Source organism: Vibrio sp. S9_S30 (assembly GCF_014694455.1).
Taxonomy (GTDB): domain Bacteria; phylum Pseudomonadota; class Gammaproteobacteria; order Enterobacterales; family Vibrionaceae; genus Vibrio.
In genome coordinates, this window is record NZ_JAAUWT010000005.1 from 249,679 (window position 1) to 270,487 (window position 20,809).

Annotated in this window: 16 protein-coding genes; 3 read left to right on the forward strand and 13 right to left on the reverse strand. The window is 44.3% G+C overall.

The window, feature by feature from the left end; genetic code table 11:
* Window positions 1-75 precede the first annotated feature (75 nt).
* Entirely contained in the window at window positions 76-1,251 is a 1,176-nt protein-coding gene (purT, locus tag HC752_RS08260) for a formate-dependent phosphoribosylglycinamide formyltransferase (RefSeq protein WP_190334654.1), read from the forward strand.
* A gap of 141 nt (window positions 1,252-1,392) precedes the next feature.
* Here purT and HC752_RS08265 read toward each other — a convergent pair whose 3' ends face one another.
* Window positions 1,393-2,043: a thiopurine S-methyltransferase gene (locus HC752_RS08265; RefSeq protein WP_190334655.1), complete on the reverse strand. Its 651-nt coding sequence runs from the start codon at window positions 2,041-2,043 to the stop codon at window positions 1,393-1,395.
* Window positions 2,044-2,362: 319 nt separating this feature from the next.
* On the opposite strand from HC752_RS08265, the gene HC752_RS08270 reads away from it, so the two are divergent.
* Window positions 2,363-2,866 carry a hypothetical protein gene (locus tag HC752_RS08270; RefSeq protein ID WP_190334656.1) on the forward strand — a complete coding sequence of 168 codons (504 nt, stop codon included), beginning with the start codon at window positions 2,363-2,365 and terminating at the stop codon, window positions 2,864-2,866.
* Window positions 2,867-3,010: 144 nt separating this feature from the next.
* Entirely contained in the window at window positions 3,011-3,784 is a 774-nt protein-coding gene (locus tag HC752_RS08275; RefSeq protein ID WP_190334657.1) for a RelA/SpoT domain-containing protein, read from the forward strand.
* Between the two features lie 226 nt (window positions 3,785-4,010).
* Here HC752_RS08275 and ihfA read toward each other — a convergent pair whose 3' ends face one another.
* The 12 genes from ihfA to HC752_RS08335 all read right to left on the reverse strand — a co-directional run bounded on the left by ihfA (window position 4,011) and on the right by HC752_RS08335 (window position 20,806).
* Window positions 4,011-4,307, reverse strand: a complete 297-nt coding sequence (gene ihfA / locus HC752_RS08280; RefSeq protein ID WP_190334658.1) for an integration host factor subunit alpha — start codon at window positions 4,305-4,307, stop codon at window positions 4,011-4,013.
* 515 nt (window positions 4,308-4,822) lie between these two features.
* On the reverse strand, window positions 4,823-7,243 hold the full coding sequence (gene pheT / locus HC752_RS08285) for a phenylalanine--tRNA ligase subunit beta (protein WP_190334659.1): 2,421 nt from the start codon (window positions 7,241-7,243) through the stop codon (window positions 4,823-4,825).
* A 17-nt stretch (window positions 7,244-7,260) separates the two neighbouring features.
* On the reverse strand, window positions 7,261-8,244 hold the full coding sequence (pheS, locus tag HC752_RS08290; RefSeq protein WP_190334660.1) for a phenylalanine--tRNA ligase subunit alpha: 984 nt from the start codon (window positions 8,242-8,244) through the stop codon (window positions 7,261-7,263).
* Between the two features lie 624 nt (window positions 8,245-8,868).
* A complete protein-coding gene (locus HC752_RS08295) occupies window positions 8,869-10,029 on the reverse strand; it encodes a hypothetical protein (RefSeq protein ID WP_190334661.1) in 1,161 nt (386 codons plus the stop codon).
* 9 nt (window positions 10,030-10,038) lie between these two features.
* The gene (locus tag HC752_RS08300; protein WP_190334662.1) at window positions 10,039-10,821 is read right to left on the reverse strand and encodes an outer membrane lipoprotein-sorting protein; all 783 of its coding nucleotides are present in this window, start codon (window positions 10,819-10,821) and stop codon (window positions 10,039-10,041) included.
* A 47-nt stretch (window positions 10,822-10,868) separates the two neighbouring features.
* Window positions 10,869-13,226: an efflux RND transporter permease subunit gene (locus HC752_RS08305; protein WP_190334663.1), complete on the reverse strand. Its 2,358-nt coding sequence runs from the start codon at window positions 13,224-13,226 to the stop codon at window positions 10,869-10,871.
* Between the two features lie 180 nt (window positions 13,227-13,406).
* Entirely contained in the window at window positions 13,407-14,192 is a 786-nt protein-coding gene (locus HC752_RS08310) for a TetR/AcrR family transcriptional regulator (RefSeq protein WP_190334664.1), read from the reverse strand.
* A gap of 355 nt (window positions 14,193-14,547) precedes the next feature.
* On the reverse strand, window positions 14,548-15,954 hold the full coding sequence (gene uxaC / locus HC752_RS08315; RefSeq protein ID WP_190334665.1) for a glucuronate isomerase: 1,407 nt from the start codon (window positions 15,952-15,954) through the stop codon (window positions 14,548-14,550).
* Between the two features lie 99 nt (window positions 15,955-16,053).
* Window positions 16,054-17,577, reverse strand: a complete 1,524-nt coding sequence (locus tag HC752_RS08320; RefSeq protein WP_190334666.1) for a mannitol dehydrogenase family protein — start codon at window positions 17,575-17,577, stop codon at window positions 16,054-16,056.
* Window positions 17,578-17,581: 4 nt separating this feature from the next.
* Entirely contained in the window at window positions 17,582-18,796 is a 1,215-nt protein-coding gene (manD, locus tag HC752_RS08325) for a D-mannonate dehydratase ManD (protein WP_190334667.1), read from the reverse strand.
* Window positions 18,797-18,845: 49 nt separating this feature from the next.
* Window positions 18,846-20,162, reverse strand: coding sequence for a TRAP transporter large permease (locus HC752_RS08330; RefSeq protein ID WP_190334668.1), 1,317 nt, complete (start codon window positions 20,160-20,162; stop codon window positions 18,846-18,848).
* Complete coding sequence (locus tag HC752_RS08335) at window positions 20,162-20,806, reverse strand: TRAP transporter small permease (RefSeq protein WP_190334669.1); 645 nt, start codon at window positions 20,804-20,806, stop codon at window positions 20,162-20,164. The genes HC752_RS08330 and HC752_RS08335 overlap by 1 nt, the downstream gene beginning before the upstream one ends.
* Window positions 20,807-20,809 lie beyond the last annotated feature (3 nt).

The following is a 20,809-nucleotide window of genomic DNA, read 5'->3' on the forward strand; positions in this document are numbered from 1 at the left end:
AGCCAAGGCAAACGATTGCGCACCAACAAAAAATGAGTATGATTCGCATCAGATCATTCAAGATAAGGTTGAATTATGTTTGGTACAGCAACGAATAAAAAGGCAACACGCGTTCTTCTGCTTGGATCAGGAGAGTTAGGCAAGGAAGTGGCCATCGAGTGTCAGAGACTTGGATTAGAGGTCATAGCCTGCGACCGCTATCCGAACGCTCCAGCGATGCAAGTCGCCCACCGTTTTCACGTTCTGGATATGTTGGATGGCGATGCATTGGCAACTGTTATTGCCCAAGAGCAGCCTGATTTTGTTGTTCCGGAAATCGAAGCCATCGCAACAGACACACTGGTTAAGCTTGAATCTCAAGGGCTAAATGTTGTGCCAACTGCTAACGCGACCAAACTGACCATGAACCGTGAGGGTATCCGCCGATTAGCAGCTGAAGAGTTACAGGTAAAAACGTCTCCTTATCGATTTGCAGATAACTTTTCAGATTTTGTTAGCGCAATTGAATTTGTCGGGATACCTTGCGTGGTAAAACCTATCATGAGTTCTTCCGGTAAAGGTCAAAGTGTTATCAAATCCGATTCGGATATACAGGAAGCATGGGACTATGCTCAAGAAGGCGGTCGTGCCGGCGCTGGTCGAGTGATCGTAGAGGGCTTCATTGATTTTGATTACGAAATCACCCAGCTCACCGTCAGAGCTGTCGATGGTGTTCATTTTTGCGAACCCATTGGGCACCGACAGGAAGATGGCGACTACCGCGAATCATGGCAACCACAACAGATGCCAGATACCGCCAAGTCGGCGGCACAGGAAGTCGCGGGCAAAGTAGTCAACGCATTAGGTGGGCACGGAATATTTGGTGTGGAGCTCTTTGTAAAGGGTGATGACATCATATTCAACGAGGTCTCCCCCCGGCCTCATGATACAGGTTTGGTCACGTTAATCTCTCAGGAAATGTCGGAATTCGCTTTGCACGTAAGAGCCTTTACCGGTATGCCAATCCACCATATAACGCAATATGGTGCTTCTGCATCAGCGGTGATTCTAGGTCAGGGAACGTCCAATGACATTCAATTCGATGGCATTAGTGATGCATTAAGCAGCTCTCAAACGCAATTACGCCTTTTTGGTAAACCCGATATAGATGGACGTCGCAGACTTGGAGTGACGTTAACCCGCGGTGAGACCACTGAGCAAGCAGTTCGAGGTGCGGTAGAGGCGGCTTCTAAGGTTAAAATTATTTATTAAGAGGTGAGTCTACGCTCTGCTTAGTGAGATCTGCTTAGCTCGCTCTACTTAGTAAGTAAGTGAATAAAACCAACTTCAAAGCCAGCATACGATTATACTGGCTTTCTTTTTGCTCGAATTTTCACGAAACCCGCTCACAATCTATGCTTCAGGTTCTATCACCCACACTTCTTCCGCAAATCTAGTCAATCCTTTTTGAATTCGAGGATGATATTCGTCAGCATCATCGCGAGACACTCGTGTCACTTTAAACCTAGAAAATAATTCATATATCTCGGTTGCCGGAACACTAAAAGGGGGGTCTGTCATTTCTTTTTGATCGTAATCCAAAGAGACCAAAAGAATTTTACCACCCGGCAGCAATAGCGATTTCAATTTCTCTACATAGTCATACCGTATATTCTTAGGCAAAGCGATCAATGCCGCGCGATCGTACACTAAATCAACGGGTTGTATTGGCGCAGTAAAGTAGTCCCCCATGTATATGCTTAACTCATCAAATTGATAAAGTTCATGCTGACCTGAAATAGTGGTTACCGTCGGTGTATAAAACTGTTCCGCAAAAAAAGCTCTGACCGCAATATCACTAAGCTCTACACCTTGAACATCATCGTGAAACTTGGCTAACCAAACAAGATCTTCTGACTTTCCACATAAAGGCACAAAGACTTTCTTATCACGGCTAGGCTTGAGTAATTTCCAATGATTAATTAAAACAGGGTTTACGTCGGTTAAGTGAAAACCTATTTGGTTAGACGCCCACTTCTGATGCCATATCTCTTGGTCTTGCATTATCATTCCTCAAGCACAAATTCTTTTGTAGAGAATATAGGATCGCCTCCAAAACGAAAAGCGAAGATCCCGATGAACCCTGCTCGTTAGCAAACTCAAGCGAAGAGGATTTCTTCTGCAAAGAAAACGGCGCAAGAGATTTGGAACCAAAGCGGTCATTCCTTTCTTCAGCCCACTCAATTCTGAATCAATCAAATTGGGTGAATATCACACTTTCGTAAAGTTTTGCGTTAAACCTCAGTCTCCATCATGGATTTAATGCACTAATCCTCGTAATTTGTGCGGCATATAACTACAAATACAATCGTCAGGTTTCAAAATGGCTAATCGCACCCTTATATTTGGCAATATAGGCGCGGGAAAGTCTGCGTTAGCAATAAAAATTTCGTCTATCACCGGGCAAAAACACATTGAACTCGATGAATTAGCATGGCATGACGAACAACATTCTATTGCAGAGAAAATGCAGTTTCTCTCTAGTGAGCTTCAGCACCTAAACACTTCAGGTAACTGGGTGGCAGAAGGTGTCTTCGGGCAGTCGCTTTCAAGGCTTTTGGTAAAAACGACGCAAGTCATATTTCTTGATATGCCATTACCGATTTGTCTTCAGCAATTGGATCATCGTTATAAAGATGAACTACACATTTCTGATCTAGAGCGGCAAAAACTTTGGGCGACGTCTTATTACCATAGGGAAACCGCTAATTCCTATGCGTACCACAATGAGCTTTTCGACAGTTTTTCTGGGTACAAAATTAGGATATCTGACGCTGAGTCATTGATGAATTTCTGCGCACAATTAAAACGTACAACCTCACATTAATCGACAAAAAACACCGCTAAGGGTTGAATTTAACCCTTTCACCCCTATCTAATGTATATCTGCTAAAAAACAGACAAATCAGCTTCTTAATGCGTCCAGTGCCCTTTTTGTACACAATTTACTGCGCTTAAACTAGGAGTTTGAATGAACCTATTTCTGAAAACTACGGCTTTGATGCTCTTGCTACTGAGTAAAGCACCTTTTGCCGCTGTACACTCTCCCACTGATCCCTCCGACACCGCACGCTCTTCTTCTTCATCTCAAAACCAGCCAAATGCCAATGTATTTCGACGCAGCTTGAGCGGGCTGTATAGCATTCGATCCACACACACTCAGCCCACTCAACCTTATTCAGACTTCGATGTGTTGTATTCCAAAGCTCACCAAGCACAAATTGAATTAGAGAGCCTCTGTAAAACTGTAGGCATGTTGAGCGGAACGACACCTTACTTCGCAGGTGTAAAGGGTAAACTCAGAGCAAAAGATAAAATTGAAAAAGAGTTGAACGGAAACGTTTCAAGAATCACAGATTTAGCGAGAACAACCCTAGTTGCAAAGGACATCCCTAGTTTGGTTGCTGCTTATGAAATGCTCCATAAAAACGCAAAAATACTCAAAGTAAAAAATCGCTTTAAGTCCCCCACACCTTCAGGTTACCGAGATCTTAATGTTTTGCTAGAGCTACCTAAAACGAGATTAATTGCGGAAGTTCAATTGCATTTAAGTGAAATTGCGGAAGTAAAAAATGGGGCAGAACATGAAATCTATCAAAAGATTCAGTTTATCGAGCGAACAGCATCGATTGAATCACGAGAGATGAATGACATTGAAATTCAAAACATAAAGCGTTTACGGTCGAAAGCCAAAAGCTTGTATCAAAGCGCTTGGCAACCTTACATTGCACCACAGGCTGCTTAGTATATACGCCTTATTGTTCGGTGGTTTGAGCTGTAAAAGCAGTATCGGAACAACATGTAGATAGAAAACCAATAAATAGAAAGAAAACCAATAAAGCCGCCAGACTTAAGATTTATATCTTAAGTCAAGCAGCTTCATACAGTTGAGTTTCCACGCAGCAAAACAAATACGTTTAGAACCACCATAAACTAAAATGACACACACGATTGTGGTCAGATTGCTTAGGCTACTTTTCAACCTTGATGTGTTCGACCCGGGCTTTTAATTTTTGACCTGGTCGGAACGTAACAACGCGTCGAGCAGTAATTGGAATGTCTTCGCCCGTTTTAGGGTTACGACCTGGTCTCTGATTTTTATCGCGAAGATCGAAATTCCCGAAGCCTGACAGTTTTACCTGTTCGCCACTTTCTAGGGCTTTTCGAACTTCCTCGAAAAACACTTCAACCGTTTCCTTGGCATCCCGTTTACTGTATCCGAGCTTTTCAAACAGGTTCTCAGCCAAATCGGCCTTTGTGAGCGCCATAAAACTTCCCTCAAAGCTGTGTTAAACAATAGCTACAAAACTGTAGCGCCAAAGCACTGGTAGGGTCTCTAAGGTAGTTTAAGACTCTACAAACAAAAGTGTATGCCAAGCTTATGATTTTCGCCAATTTTTTTCTAATGTGATATCTAGCACAAACCGTAAGTAGCTGATAATTTACTCAACAGAAGTAATGTTTAAAAGACAAAAAAACCATAAAAAATCAATTATTTGATATATAAAACCATAAAACACTGAAAATAAGGAGAGTTACCCTAATGTAAATTTTGTGTACTTTTTCAAAGTTTTATTAGGTAATTCATAAAGTTGAGACAAAATTTGCGAACTTTTGCGATTAGTGATGCATCATTTATGAAACAAAAATCAGATGGCATGAATGCATACTGAGTTGAATATTCTATCTTTTGCGTTCCCATCGCTGCTGCAGATACAAATGTATACTTCTACAAAAAAGCAGGCTCATGTGAGCCTGCTTTCATCGTGTTTATTGTTCCGTGTTAGTCTCGTAGCGATGCACCAAACTTTTCTGATACGTGAGCTACAATAGCATTCACTGCACCAGCAATATCTGCATCTTCAAGCGTACGCTCTACCGACTGAAGAGTCAGAGCGATTGCGAGACTCTTCTTACCGTCTTCCACGCCTTTACCTACGTATACATCAAATAGGCGAGCATCTTTCAGGAATTCACCGCCTTGCTCTAAACACGCATTTACGATGTCGCCTGAGGCAACTTCTTCGTCCACAACAAGTGCGATATCACGGCGGTTTGCTGGAAACTTAGAAAGTTGAGCCGCTTCTGGAATCACTTTAGTGTTGATTGCAGACCATTCAATTTCAAATACGATAGTACGACCATTAAGACCAAGCTTGCGCTCTAGTTCAGGATGAACGGTACCGATCACACCGACTTCTCTTTCGGTTTCAAGACCTGCATCGACAATAATTACCGCAGACTGACCCGGGTGCAGTGCTGGATTTTGCTTTCTATTTTCAGGAGAAAGAGCGGCAAAAGAGTACGCTTTTTCATTTGCAGACAATTCAAAAATTGCTTCTAGATCGCCTTTCAAGTCAAAGAAATCAACAGTGTTGGTTTCAATGTTCCAATGCTCTTCCCCGCGAGTTCCAGCAATCACCCCTGCTAGCATTGGTTCTTGGCGCATGCCATTTTCCGCACCTTCACAAGGAATAAACCGCAAACCGTATTCAAATAGACGAACGCGAGGCTGTTGACGCTTTTGGTTATGAACAACGGTATTCAACAAGCCTTGGATCAAACCTAGACGCATGGCTGACATTTCAACAGAAATTGGGAATGGCAATACCAATGGTTCCACATCCGGCACGATAAGCTTTTGCTGTTCTGGTTCTACGAAACTGTAGGTAATCGCTTCATGGTAACCACGGTCAACAAGAAGATCACGAACACGCTTCAGTGGTTGATCCGCTTCTTTATGATCGTGCATCTTAAGTGCAGCCACTGGATTTTGGTTAGGAATGTTATCGTATCCGTAAATACGACCGACTTCCTCAATTAAGTCCTGCTCGATTGCGATATCAAATCGCCATGTAGGAGAAACAGCGGTCCAACCTTCTGGTGTTGTCTCCACCGTCAAGCCTAAACGCTCTAAAATCTCAACCACATCGGCATCTGCGATATGGTGACCTAGAAGGCTATCTAACTTAGTACGACGCAGGGCAACGTTGTTTGCTTTTGGTAAGTCAGCTTCTGACTCAACGCCAACAACGGGCGCCACATCACCGCCACAGATCTCAACAAGAAGCTGAGTCGCACGCTCCATTACACTGATTTGCAACGCGTAATCCACGCCGCGCTCAAAGCGCATGGACGAATCAGTATGCAAACCATAACTACGAGCACGTCCGCGGATGTGATCTGGCGAGAAGAACGCACACTCAAGCAAAACGTCTTTGGTTTCTGAATTTACGCCAGAGTCTTCGCCTCCAAAAATGCCAGCAATGGCTAGCGCTTTATTATGGTCCGCTACAACAAGCGTATCCGCGTTCAGTTCAGCTTCAGTGCCATCAAGAAGGGTAAGTTTCTCGCCCTGCTCCGCCATACGCACCACAATACCACCTTCGATCTTGCTCAGATCGAAGGCATGCATTGGTTGACCTTGTTCAAGAAGCACATAGTTCGTGATATCGACGACTGGGTCGATGGAGCGTATACCGCAACGGCGCAGCTTTTCTTGCATCCAAAGTGGGGTTTCAGCTTGAACATTAACGTTCTTAACAACGCGCCCAAGATAACGTGGACAAGCAGCCGACGCTTTAACTTCAATAGAGATCTGATCATCAATCGCTGGAGCGACTGCATTTACAACGGGCTCTGTTACGTCAGCGCGGTTCAATACACCCACTTCACGTGCCATTCCACGAATACTAAAACAGTCAGCGCGGTTCGACGTAAGATCGACGTCTACCGTCACATCATCAAGGCCAAGGAATTCGCGGAAGTCCGTACCGATGACGGCATCTTCTGCTAGCTCAAGGATGCCGTCTGATTCAACATCAATACCTAATTCGGAAAATGAGCAAAGCATGCCGTGCGATGGCTGCCCACGTAGTTTCGCTTTTTTGATTTTGAAATCGCCAGGCAGAACAGCGCCCACTGTCGCGACAGCCACTTTGATACCTAGGCGGCAGTTAGAAGCGCCACACACGATGTCCAGTAATTCTTCTCCGCCAACGTCAACTTTCGTCACGCGAAGTTTATCGGCATCTGGGTGTTGACCACATTCCACAACGTGACCCACTTTAACGCCAGTAAATGAACCAGCCACAGGAAGAACATCGTCAACCTCTAAGCCAGCCATAGTGATTTGATGAGTGAGCTCGTCAGTAGAAACCGAAGGGTTTACCCACTCACGAAGCCAAGTTTCGCTGAATTTCATAGTGATAAACCTCTGGATTACTTGAACTGTTTAAGGAAACGAAGATCGTTCTCGAAGAATGCGCGCAGGTCGTTTACGCCATAACGCAGCATTGTCAGACGCTCCACCCCCATTCCGAATGCGAAGCCAGAGTATTTTTCAGGGTCGATGCCAACGCTGCGAAGTACGTTCGGGTGAACCATTCCGCAGCCCAAAACTTCAAGCCACTTACCATTTTTGCCCTTTACGTCGACTTCAGCAGAAGGCTCTGTGAACGGAAAGTAAGAGGGACGGAAACGCACTTCCACTTCTTCTTCAAAGAAGTTACAAAGGAAATCATGAAGGATGCCTTTTAGTTGAGCAAAGTTGACGTTTTCATCAACCAGCATCCCTTCCACTTGATGGAACATTGGTGTGTGTGTTTGGTCGTAGTCGTTACGATAAACGCGACCTGGCGCGATAAAACGGAACGGCGGTTTGCCATTTTCCATTGTGCGGATCTGAACACCAGACGTATGCGTACGCAACATCAAATCAGGGTTAAAGAAGAAGGTGTCATGGTCAGTACGTGCAGGATGATCTTCTGCGATATTCAGTGCATCAAAGTTGTGGAATGCATCTTCAATCTCAGGACCAGACTCGGTAGTAAAGCCTAGCTCGCCAAAGAACTTCTCAATGCGCTCAACCGTACGAGTAACAGGGTGCAGACCACCATTTTCGATGCGACGACCTGGTAGAGTTACGTCGATCGTTTCAGCAGCTAATTTCGCTTCTAACTCTGCACGTTGAAGGGCATCTTTACGCGCTGCAATTGCCTGCTGAACGGCGCCTTTTGCTTTGTTAATTTCTTGACCAGCGGTACGGCGCTCTTCTGGTGGTAATTTTCCTAGGCTTTGAAGCTGAGCCGTTAGCTCGCCTTTCTTTCCTAGATACTGAACACGCACTTCATCAAGTGCGACTAGCGATTCTGCAGCGTCGATTGCCGAGCTCGCATTAGCAATGATCTCTTCTAGATGTTGCATCGTTTCCTCATCTACCTATGCAAAGAACATAAGTGGTAGTGTCTACAAGGTTTCCCTGATGGGATTCTTGGGTATTTTCAAATAGCTCTACATAGTAATCAAAGCGATGGTTAAATCCAAACCCAATTCCACTTTCATGCGCTTTAAGAGCGAAAAAACATCAAAAACTTGCGTTTTGTACCCATTGTTAGCCAAAAGCGCTGCTTTTACAGGTTTGATCTACTTTGTTTTCATTTGGGAATAATTCATCCTACCTTTCATTCGATCAGTTCTACTGCCTGTTTACTCCCACTCATAACCTGCGTTGCTCTCGAAATAAAAAGCGTTCAAAGATGAGAAAGCACAACATCTGAATCAAATAAGCATTAATACACTCACAAACTTCTAAATAAAAATTAAGTCTTTCCTTACGGGCTCATGAAAGCACCAAAAAATATTCATTTTTAATTGAAATACTGAGAATTTAATCTAGGATTACTTGTGTGGCGCAAGCTACAGTCTTACTCGCAAAACACATGAAAGCCGGGCATTGCTCGGCTTTCATGTGTTTTGGGGCGCAATGAATACCCATAGTATTGAGCGACGCTTCTGAACTAAAGAACCGTCATTCTAAAAGCCGTCGTTCTAAAAATAGTATTCCAATGACAATTCAACAAAGTCATCTTGTCGCCCAACATAAAGCAGATCGGTCGGAGTTCTGTTTTGCAACAACCAAGCATCTACTCGCCACTTCCACTGGTTGTTGATTCGACTCGACGCCTCAACCCTACCGTTATAGACATCGCTGTTGTCTAAGTCTTGTGTTACTCCAGCAAGAAACTCTGTTCCTTCTGCATCATTAGCGATAAGACGAGCACCAAAAAACACATCATTCTGTCCTATATTTTGCGCGTTATTTCCCCGAGAATCATAAAGATACTCGACAATCATGCCAACATCCCAATCGGATTCAGCCAACCCTACTAAAGTATATTCAAACCCAGCCACAACCCCAGTGTGAGGTTCAAAACTGTCACGGTAAATCGTTTCGAGTTTCCATAACCAATCACCTATACCCCCTTGCGCGTCTAAGCCAACTTGAGACATCTGAGCGTAATACGGCTTAAGCGCTCCCCCATCCATGCGGAAATACGGGTCACGGCTTGTACCGTTAAAATACGAAAGCCCTATATCCCAATCACCAAGCATTTGGCTGTATCGCAAAGCGAAGTCAACGTGTTGCTCTTCTTTTGATGATTCATACAAAGCATCATCAGAAACAGGGACCGCTGGTCTGAATCTTCCATCTTTCCCTGAAAAAGTTCGTTCACGGAAATAGGGTAAAACTAACGCATCGACCGTTCCCCACTCTCTCTCAAAGGTAAATTGAACCATTGGCTGACCAAGCTTTTGTTCTCCATCGAGTGACTCAACACCGTCTGATTGGTTTACCACATCCACTAGGTGGGCAGACTCGGTTACACCCCAAAACACTTTGCCAATGCCCGCACGCACTTCGTAGCCATCAAACACATGCAAGTATTGGAGCTCACGGATATCCGCATGGGTTCTTTCTTTATCTAAGCGATCTAAACGGGCAAATGGTGTAAAACTCCATTCACCATTGCCCGACTCTGTAGTCCAATACCATTGAGGCTTTAATACCAGTGAGGTTTGCTCTTTCCCTTGCCCGTCAAGACCGGACTGAAAAAACTGCCTGTGCTCCAAATTCACCTGACCGCTAAACTCTGCGGCACTAGGCAGTGCAATTAAAGACGCTAAAACCGTTGCTATTCGTAATGTCATCGCCCTTCCTTATCGCACTCGTTTTAACGTATTTTTGCTGAAATCACTGTCACTTAACCCGTTTTTGAAGGCGAGTTCTGTTGTGCTTAACACCGTGCTTTTTCCTGATTGATGATTCACCATCTCCATGGTGTGGGCACGCCAGTATGTGTCTTCGTAAATCCGGTAGTCTGAAAACGTCAGTGTTTTCAATAGTGACCGCTTTCTATCGTAAAACTCTACCTTCAATGGACGGTAATGCATTTGATCGAGCCAAACCAATTGTTTGGTGTACCCAGAGTTTTTGTCTGTTGGGATTTGTTCAAGCAGAAAGACTGGCTCACCTTCCACTACATCGTCCTGAATATAATTAAATTGATACTTTTCAATTTCAAACGAACTTAAATCTTCATAGGCGAATTCGCTGCCCATAAAAGGTCCCGATTTGTTACGTGAGGAGATGCGTTTTACGCGTTTTAATGCTGGGAGGTAAAGCCATTGGTCGTCAGGCTCGGTCGTGTGTGAATGGTTGAGAAATGCCGTTCCTTTAACATCACGGGGTTCATCAAAAACGGTTAACCCTTTGTCGCCGTCGCCATCAATTTCCAAAGATTTCAATCGCATTAGCCTTGAACTGCTTTCACCTTGAGCATTTTTCAGCACCATACTCATGGTTGCGACCGAATCTTGCCATCCTGTGTCTCTTGCTTTTCTCTCTTTTGCGATCTCCATTCCTTTGGCAGCATCAGCCAATACGTTGCCCGACGTCAATAAACCTAACAGTAATAAAGCGCTGTATTTCATTTTCATCATTTATTCCTTTTCTTAGCAGGCGAATCTCTTCGCCCGTGAATTTCAAATTATGGCGAGACGGTTTCTATCTTGTTAATGGGTAAGGCTTCCTTGGTGTCTTCAGTTGGAACCTTGTCTTTGTCAAACCGCATTAACAATGTTGGTAGGAATAAGAAGTCCACTACCAACGCTAAGAAAATCACCAATGCACTGAGCTGCCCCATATCAGCATTCAATCTAAAGCTGGACATCGCCAGAATAGAAAAGCCAGCAACAAGGACGACGGTGGTAATGCAAAGGGCTCGGCCGACTGTATTAAAGGCGTATTGAACGGCTTGTTCGGCGTCTTTTCCTTCTTTACGTGCGCGTTGGTATTTGCTGAGGAAATGGACGGCATCATCGACGACGATGCCCAATGTCAGTGTCACGACTACAGACAAACCTAGGTTGATTTCACCGGAATACAGTGCCCATAAACCAAACCCAATTACAGCGGGAGCCATGTTTGGCACGAGGCTGATCACGCCTAAACGAAATGAGCGAAGAGCAAATATCAAGAGCGCTGAAATCAAAATCAGGGTTATGGGCAATGTTGATAACATGCTCGCCATGTTGGTCTCACCAATATGCGCAAACATTAATGAGGGACTAGAAGCTAGAATGTCGTATTGCGGAGCGTTAGCGGCAAACCATCCGTATATCCGTCTTTCGATGTCTACCAGCTCCTTACTGCCCAGATTTGGAATGGTCAGCATCAATTTGACTGAGGACTTATCAACATTAATTTGGTTATTGAGATCCAAACCGTATGGCAGTGACATTTCGTACATCAACAAATATTGAGCAGCGAGCTCTCTGTCTTGGGGAAGTGTGTAATAGTCTTGATCGTCACCATGCATATTCTTATTAAGACGTTTGTAGACGTCTGACAAAGATGCAACGTGATCCGTTTCAGGTTGAGCACGTAGCCAATCGGTAAATTCACCTAACGTTGCAAGGAACGAAGGATCGGCAATCCCCTGAGATTCACCCGATTTAATCGCGATGTTTATATTGGCCATGCCAGAAATACGCTCTTCCATAAAATCCGCTGCCTGACGGAACGCACTGGTATGGTCGAAATATTTCACCGTTTCATCGTTGATTTTGTTTTGTGGGACAAGCACAGCGGACACCGCGATGACAACCACAGAAAGGGGAAGCAGTACTTTACGTTGACGAACAACAAACGCACCAAATTTGTCCATGTACGTCGTTTTATTTTGAGTTTCCGGCACCGCCTTGATTGGCAGTACTTTGAGCAGTGCGGGCAGTAGAGTGATTGACAGTACACAAGCTATCATCACACCAAGCGCCGCTAGATTTCCAAAGTCACGCAGCGCTGGGGAGTCGGACATGTTCATCATTAGGAAGCCGATCGCCGTTGTAACTGAGGTAATCAGAATCGGTATAAAGTTGATCCAGATACTGTAAAAGATAGCTTCATATTTACTCTTGCCCTCTCGCATTGCCTGACGCATGGTCGCAATAACATGTACACAATCCGCCACTGCAAGTGTCAGCACTAGGGTGGGTATATTGACCGTTGCCGTACTCAGAAACATACCAAACCAACCCGATAATCCCATGGTTGCCACAACCGAACCGATGATGACAATCAGAGTCGCCAGAACACTCAAGAATGAGCGAAGCATGAGTGTCAGGAACACCAAAATCACAACAAGCATTGCCGGAACCAGTGTCGAGGTATCCTTTTTAGCAGAGACCATAAAAGCGTCATTCATTGCCACAACACCCGCTTTATGAAAAGTCACACTGGGGTAAGCGGCTTGATACTTAGCGAGCATTGTGTCTGCAAATGTAACCACTTGCATGAATTCAATAGTTTCGTCCACTTTAGGCATTTGCAATGTGATATTGACGATGGTCACATCACCATTTTCCGACACAAGGGACTGACGCAAAGCAGGCTCTGAAAGCGCTATCTCTTTAACCTTTTTCATTCTTTCCGGCGTTAATTCATGCTCTTCGGTTAAAAGATCTTCAACTAAGAGGTCATCTTCAAACGCTTCGGTATGCTGATAATTGGAAAGTGAATCGACGCGGCTTGAAAAAGGCACTTGCCAAGCCTCCTCCGTCAGTGCTTGAACCAACTCTAATGTTTCTTTGCTGAAAACATTTTCGTCGGATGGAGCGATAACGATGGCTAGATTATCGGTTTTATTGAATGTGGCTTGAATCTCTTCAAAAGCCTGAAGTTGTGGGTTACTACCATCAAAAAAAATGTTGTAGTCGCCACGGAAGTAAAGATTTTTTCCGCCTATCATAGAGGCGACCAATAGGATGGTCATTATCAATAAAACCCAAGGCGTATGGCTAATCGGGCTTCTTAATAACCGAGTGAAAAGGTTCTGTTCAGCTTTCATCACACTCTCCGTTTGTGACGCTTCATCATTCATTTGCAATTTAAAACCAGCTCACACGGGTTAAAATTACTCTACTTGATCGGTTCGAAGTAATATTCCTCGACACCGTGCAAAATATGACGAATCGTCACTAAAGAGTCTAAATAATCCCGCCTAAGCGGGTTTCTTAGAAAGCTTACTTTAGCGCCCTATGGACTCAAGATAAGCGATTTCTTCAGCAAATATCTCTTGCTCAACCTTTTGACAGGTCTTGCGATAATCCCATTCCGTAGACAACGGCTTCCATTGGAGACCATCCAAAAGGATATTTGAATTTTGTAACACTGAGAATGGGTCTTGCAAGCGTGTAATACAGTAATTATTCGTGGAATTTTTTGCTAATGCGTTTGAGCCGAATGCCACGGACCAATTCGCAAATACAATCGCATCTGAGCTTAAGCCAGGAGCGTATTTCAAATCCCCAACTTCTACAGCTTTCTGAACCAACTTGTCAGCGCTATCAATAACCTGCTCTTCCAGATCATTAAGCTCTTTCACTCGTTCAGGTGATGCCTTTTCCAATACCCATGGTGTTTTTGCTGTAATCACGCAGTCTGATAACACGGGCTCTAACCGAACATAAATTCGATATGCGGCGTGCATCGCCATGACTTTCTCCCGAGTATTACCTTCGTAGGTCATTGCTCGATTGAACATCATGGCTTCTTTTTTTAAAGAGTGAATGCAAAGCGCCAAGATCACGTCTTCTTTACTGCAAAAGTGATTGTAGATGGTGCCTTTAGAATATGGACTGCGAGCCGTCAGCTTATCCATAGTGAAGTTCGCAAAGCCTTGCTCTTTCACCAGTTCTTCCGCTAATTTGGTGAGTTCCATTTCTCTGTTTGCAATCGCCTGCTGCTTCTTTGTCATGGACAAAGTACATTGTGGCTTCCCATCTTTACTGTTTTTACAACCAAAACCAAACATAGGTCTGTCACCGTATCATTTACACTTGCTCCTATCTCATTGTAACACGTCTACTATTCCTGTATAGGACGATACTTTTATGACGATGCGTCATTTGTGACACTTCGTCATAATAGTGCATTAATTGAACATATCAAGCATTTTTATAAAAAACGCATAAATTGGCAGTCAGACAAATGAATGGTTAGCGCTCCCTAGCCATAATGTCAGCCATTCAGCCTCGACATCATTGAGCCGATTTGAGTTTGATGAGTCTTGTTCGTTTTTTTGAATAGACAGTACTGGGAGCAAAGCCTAACAGCTAAACTCCCGTCGTCTGAGAGGAATGATCGGGCTGAGGGTATTGCCCTTCACTTCATTGCTGAAAATAATTTCTGGCGTTATTGAAGCAGATATCCTCGATCATTTTACCCAACATTGGCAGATCATTTGGGGCTTCACCTCTCGCCACCCACTGTCCAATCATATTGCATAAGATACGTCGAAAATATTCATGGCGAGTGTAAGAAAGAAAGCTTCTAGAATCAGTCAACATACCAATGAACTGGCTGAGTAACCCTAGCTGTGAGAGTTGTTGCAACTGCCGCTGCATACCATCTAGCTGATCGTTAAACCACCAGCCCGATCCAAATTGTATCTTTCCTGCAATGCCTCCCCCCTGAAAGTTACCCGTCATTGTTGCGATGACTTCGTTGTCTCTTGGGTTTAGGCAGTACAAAATGGTTTTGGGGAGCGTGTCTTCTTTATCCAATTCGTCCAACAGCCTTGCCAACGCCTGTGCAATCGGTGCATCGGCTATAGAGTCAAAGCCAGAGTTGGGACCAACAAGACCGTACATACGAGTGTTGTTGTTTCGAAGCGCACCGATATGAAGCTGCATTACCCACCCTCTGCGGTGGTACTCCTTGCCCATCCATACCTGTATGGCGGATGAAAAAGCAATGTCCTCTTGCTCCGAAAGTTCTCGACCTGAAAGACGTTTTACAACGATTTGGTTTAAGTCTGGAATGCTGGGAATTGGCGAAAAATTCAGCTTATCTAAACCATGGTCCGCCGCTCGGCAACCGTGACTTTCAAAATGATCTAACCGAATCGTTAACACACGCAGTAAGTCTTCGTAGTTTCGAATAACGGTGGATGCCGTTGAGCCCAGTGTATGTAGGTAGTCTGGAAAGTCTGGCTGACCTATTAGATAGACGCGGTCGGGTCGCCAAGTTGGCAGAACATCAATTTCGAACGTCGGATCCTGAGCAATCTGTTTGTGGTAAATCAGTGAATCGGCAGGATCATCTGTCGTCCCCACCAGCCTGACGTTCATCTTTCGCAAAATATTTCTTGCAGAAAAATCAGCCGTAGACAGCATGTTGTTACAACGCTGCCAAATGTCGTCTGCACTTTCCTCGTTTAATAGCGTGTCTACAATACCAAATGGGCGCCGCAGTTCTAAGCAGGTCCAGTGATATAAAGGATTGCCTAATGTTTTTGGAACGGTAGACGCCCAAGCAATGAACTTGTCGTAATCTGACGCTTTCCCGGTGATTCGTTCCTCATCGACTCCAGCGGCTCGCATTGCACGCCATTTATAATGATCGCCTTCCAACCATATCTGACTTAAGTTATTGAACTGGCGATCTTCAGCGATGTCTTTTGGGTCGAGGTGACAATGATAGTCATAGATTGGCATGTCCGATGCGTATTGGTGGTACAACTCTGAGGCAATGGAGTTCGTGAGAAGAAAATCTTCAGTCAAAAATGTGTTCATTGGCGTCCTTTTTGTCCATGTTGTGTCGCTGGTATCACCTTTTTCATATCACACTCCTTATTTTATGATCTTTTATCCGGTTAGCACTCGGCGTTCTCCTTAAAAGAGCGGTTCACCTTGCTGGAAAGTAGACTTGTTCTTAACGAGGTATTTTTCTGCTGTTTGTAATATTCCCTCTTCACAAATTTGCTGGTAAGCATCTGAAATTTTTGTCGAAACTTCACTGTTATTACCGAGTTTTGATAGAAAGACTCCGGTCAACGATAAGACTTTTTCCACCGCAACCTCGTTAATGCTCTCGTGATGACACTGCTTCAATTCGTCCGCCATTGGGTCGTTCACTTCAATCGCCTTACCTTGCAAATCGACCCCAGACACATACCGAACCCAGGCAGCAATACAAAACGCCTGCCAAGTAAAATCCAAATTACGTTCAACCAAAATTTCGAGAGATGGAATTATGCGCTGAGGGATCTTTATGCTGCCATCCATTGCCACTTGCCATGTTGAGTGGCGTACATTAGGGTTTTGGAATCTTGTCATCAATTCGTCTGCGTATCGGTTTACGCACACACCTTCTGGCGGGTTAACCGTTTGAGCCTGAGAAAGCATCATTTCTCTTGCCACTCGGTTTAACACGTCGTTACTCATCACGTCAGAAATAGAATGAAAACCCGCTAAATACCCGACGTAAGCCAACAAAGAATGTGTCCCATTTAACATACGGAGCTTGAGTTCCTCGTAGGGTCGGACATCTTCAACAAATGTTATTCCCACCTTCTCAAGTTCTGGTCGAGAAAGGCTAAACTTGTCTTCAATAACCCATTGTCTAAAGGGTTCACAAATCACTGCGCAAGGATCGGGGACTCCTAACACTGTCTTTATGTCATCGTGTAGCGCTTCAGACATAGATGGCGCGATACAATCCACCATGGAAGAAGGAAAAGCACCGTGCTTTTTGATCCACTCATATAGGTCTGGATTCGACAACATTGAAAAGTCCAGTATCGCCGTTTTCAATACGTTTCCGTTTTCTCGGAAGTTATCACAAGAAAGCATCGTAAATGGCTTAATGCTGTTTAACCGTCTTAAATCGAGCGATCTCGCTAGGTAGCCAATGGCTGTGATTGGGTCGTGAGGGTATGTAAGGTCATGCTGTATTTGTTCGCTTTTGGTGTTCAAACGCCACGTGTTACCGTCAATACAATAGCCTTTCTCTGTGATGGTAAGGGTGACAACTTCGGTAATAGGATCCGCAAGCTTGTTAATGACAGCGTACTTTCCATCCAGAACGGGATGAAGAGAGTCAATAATACTGCCTATCACACGAGTTTCGGAATGACCGCACGACTGCTCAGTGACACTAAACACATGGTTTTGGCAACGGAGCGCTTGAATAGCGGGATAGCCACTAAAAAGGCTTACAGCACAGATGCCCCAATCACACTGCTCATCGTGGGTGAGCAGCTTATCTAAAAATACCGCTTGGTGAGCACGGTGAAATGCGCCCAGTCCAATGTGTACTATTCTGCTTTTCAATCGGCTTCGATCGTAAGCGGGTGTTTTTATGTGACTAGGAAGCTTAGAATGACTCAGATTTTCCATACCAAAATGCTCACTCATTACATTACCAGTTCCAAACAGTACCGTCGGTCAAACGGGCAATCGGCAGGTACGCGGATTGATAGGGGTACTTTTCTGCCTCCTGTTCGTTGAATTCCACGCCAATTCCGGGTTTGTCGCTCGGGTGCATTAACCCTTGTTCAAATGACCAGTTCACATCAAAAACCGATAACATTTTCTCGGAATAACCCATGTATTCTTGAATGCCAAAATTGGGCATCCACATATCCAAATGCAATCCAGCCGCTAGTCCAACTGGCGAAATATCGGAAGGACCATGAGCCCCCATTCTCACTTGATACAAAGAAGCAAAATCGGCGATGCGACGCATATGGGTTATCCCGCCCGCATGGCAAACCGTTGCCCGAATGTAATCAACCAGCTGCTCTTCAATAAGCTGTTTGCAATCCCATAGTGAGTTGAACACTTCACCTACCGCTATTGGTGTGGTGGTATGCTGGCGTATCAGCCTAAATGCTTCTTGGTTCTCAGCTGGAGTTGGGTCCTCCATCCAAAACAGCTTGTATTCTTCAAGGCTTTTACCCAGTTGTGCGGCTTCCAACGGTGTAAGGCGATGGTGTACATCGTGCAAAAGTGGGTCTTCAAACCCAAACTCCGATCGAATTTCCTCAAATATCCTAGGAGCGAACGCTAAATATTTATCGGTAGACCAAATCTCCTCGTCGGGGGCGTTTCCTTTAGATGCAGGTTCGTAAGTGTTGCCTTTTCCTTTGCTGACGCCATAACTGCTCTCAATTCCAGGCACTTTGGCTTGTACTCGAAATGCGCGGTACCCTAGCTCTTTCTGTTTCGCATAGTCATCAATTAACTGGGAGATTGAATGCCCTGTCGCGTGCCCGTACACCAACGCACCCTCTCTGGAGGCGCCCCCCAACAAGTCATACACCGGCATGTTGGCCGCCTTGCCTTTGATGTCCCAAAGTGCGACATCGATTGCAGAGATCGCCGTCATGGTGACAGGTCCTCGGCGCCAATACGCACCGCGGTATAGCGACTGCCAAATATCTTCTATTTTTCTCGCATCTCTTCCTATCAATTGAGGGCAAATATGGTGCTCTAGATATGATACGACCGACATTTCTCGTCCATTTAATGTTGCATCACCAAGCCCTGTAACGCCGCATTCTGTTGTGACTTTCACAATCACGTAATTCCGATCTGGGCAAGTTACAAATACATCCACTTTTTCTATCTTCATGAGTTTTCCTTTCGTTCTAATAATGTTTGTCGTTCACTGCCTGCGCCTTTTATCCATAAGCGAGATCGGGCAAGAACAGCACCAATTGAGGGAAAACAGCCAGCACTATGATGAGTAAGACAATCGCGATGAAAAAGGGAACAGAAGAACGAACATAATCTTTGGTCGGACAATCTAAAATGGAGCATGCCGTAAACATGGCAATGCCTACCGGCGGGGTCATTCCTCCAAGTGTAATGATGGTCATCATTAAGATCCCGAAGTGAACAGGATCTATCCCCACTCCTGTTACGATGGGGAGAAAGATTGGGGTAAGCAGAAGCACGTTCACGGTGGCTTCCATAAACATGCCAATGATCGCAAGGAAGATAAGAGTCAACGCGAGTAAAAGGTGCGGGTTGTTTGTCACGCTCAAAATGCTCTCTGAGAGCGATTGCGGGATTTTGTTGTCGACAACAATGTAACCAAAGATACCCGAGAAAGAGATGATCAGCATGATGACGGCATTGTCGATCACGGTATCATTCAGAACGTCTACAATCTTTTTAAGATCGAGCTCCTTATAGGCAAAGCGCCCTACCAAAAACGCATAGACCACCGCAAAAGAACCTGCTTCTGAGGGCGTAAAAATGCCCATACGAATGGATACAATAAGCAACACAGGGAAAAGTATTGCCCAGTAACATTTCAAAAAGGCATCTTTTATTTCTGGCAAGGGTGTTACGTGGTCTTGTTCTTTTGCATACCCGCTCTTTCGCGAAACAATACTGACGGTCACCATAAGGAAAACGGTTAATAAAAATCCGGGAATGATACCGGCCAAAAATAACCGACCAATCGACACTTCCCCAACAAACCCATACAGAATCAGCCCAATACTTGGAGGAATGGTGGCGGTAATGAGTCCACTCAGGCCAATAGAAGCGGCAACAAACCCTTTTTTGTACCCTTTCTTCAGCATGGCAGGACCTAGAATTTTTGACTGCATCGCAACATCCGCAATTGCAGACCCAGAAATCCCACCCATGACAGCACTCAGTAAAACCGTGACTTGTGCTAATCCACCAACCATATGAGCGGTAACGGTAGTACAAAAATAGATCAGCCTTTTTGTTATTCCAGCGGCATTCATTAAATTACCTGCAAGCACAAAAAATGGAACGGCTAAAAGGGCTGGATTTTGAGAAGCAACAACCATCTTCTGTATTGGGATAATAAAAGAAGAGCTTCCATCCACGACAAAAAATAAAACACTGGATATAGCAATCGCAAAAGCCAGTGACATTCTCAAGACTAGAAATACAGCAAAGCTTATCGCCAGCACACTGGTAGGCGTAACCAAAAGATTAATGATATCTTGAATCATCAGTTTGCCTCTTTTTTAAATAACAATAGGATTTGGCTACGAACCATTAATGCCCCACCTACGGGAACGGCAGCGATGAGAAAAATATAACTCAATGGTTTGGGGTTACTATTTAAATCAAGAAGATAGACTCCACCAGACAAAGTCGTAAAACACAAAATAAATATAGCAATGGCTTTAGCATTACTTTTCTTCTGATTAAATTTCTCTTCTGCAGCAATTAGGATTGAAAATAAAAGGATGGAAATGAAAGCAAATAACATGTCACTGATCACAAGTGAATCAAAATTTCTTCTGCTACGCTCAACCAAATACCAACCGTAATAAACAATAAATAACAGAAACGCGACGATGAGAAGCGACCAAACTGCGCCGACAACTCTTCGTACTCTCTCGGGCAGCTTTTCTTCAAAGTATTCAACGCCAATATGTTTACCTTTACTTAAGGCAATATCTGCGCCGAGAAATATCACCCAACCAAAAAGAAGCTTACCCAAATCATTCATCCACGCCTGTGGGTAGCCTGCAGTGCGAAGCACCGCAGACGTAAAGATTAGGGACACAATAAGAAACAGATATAAACAGGTTAGGTTTCTTTCAAAATCAAGGATCTTGTTATTGACCTTAAATAATAATTTTAACATCCC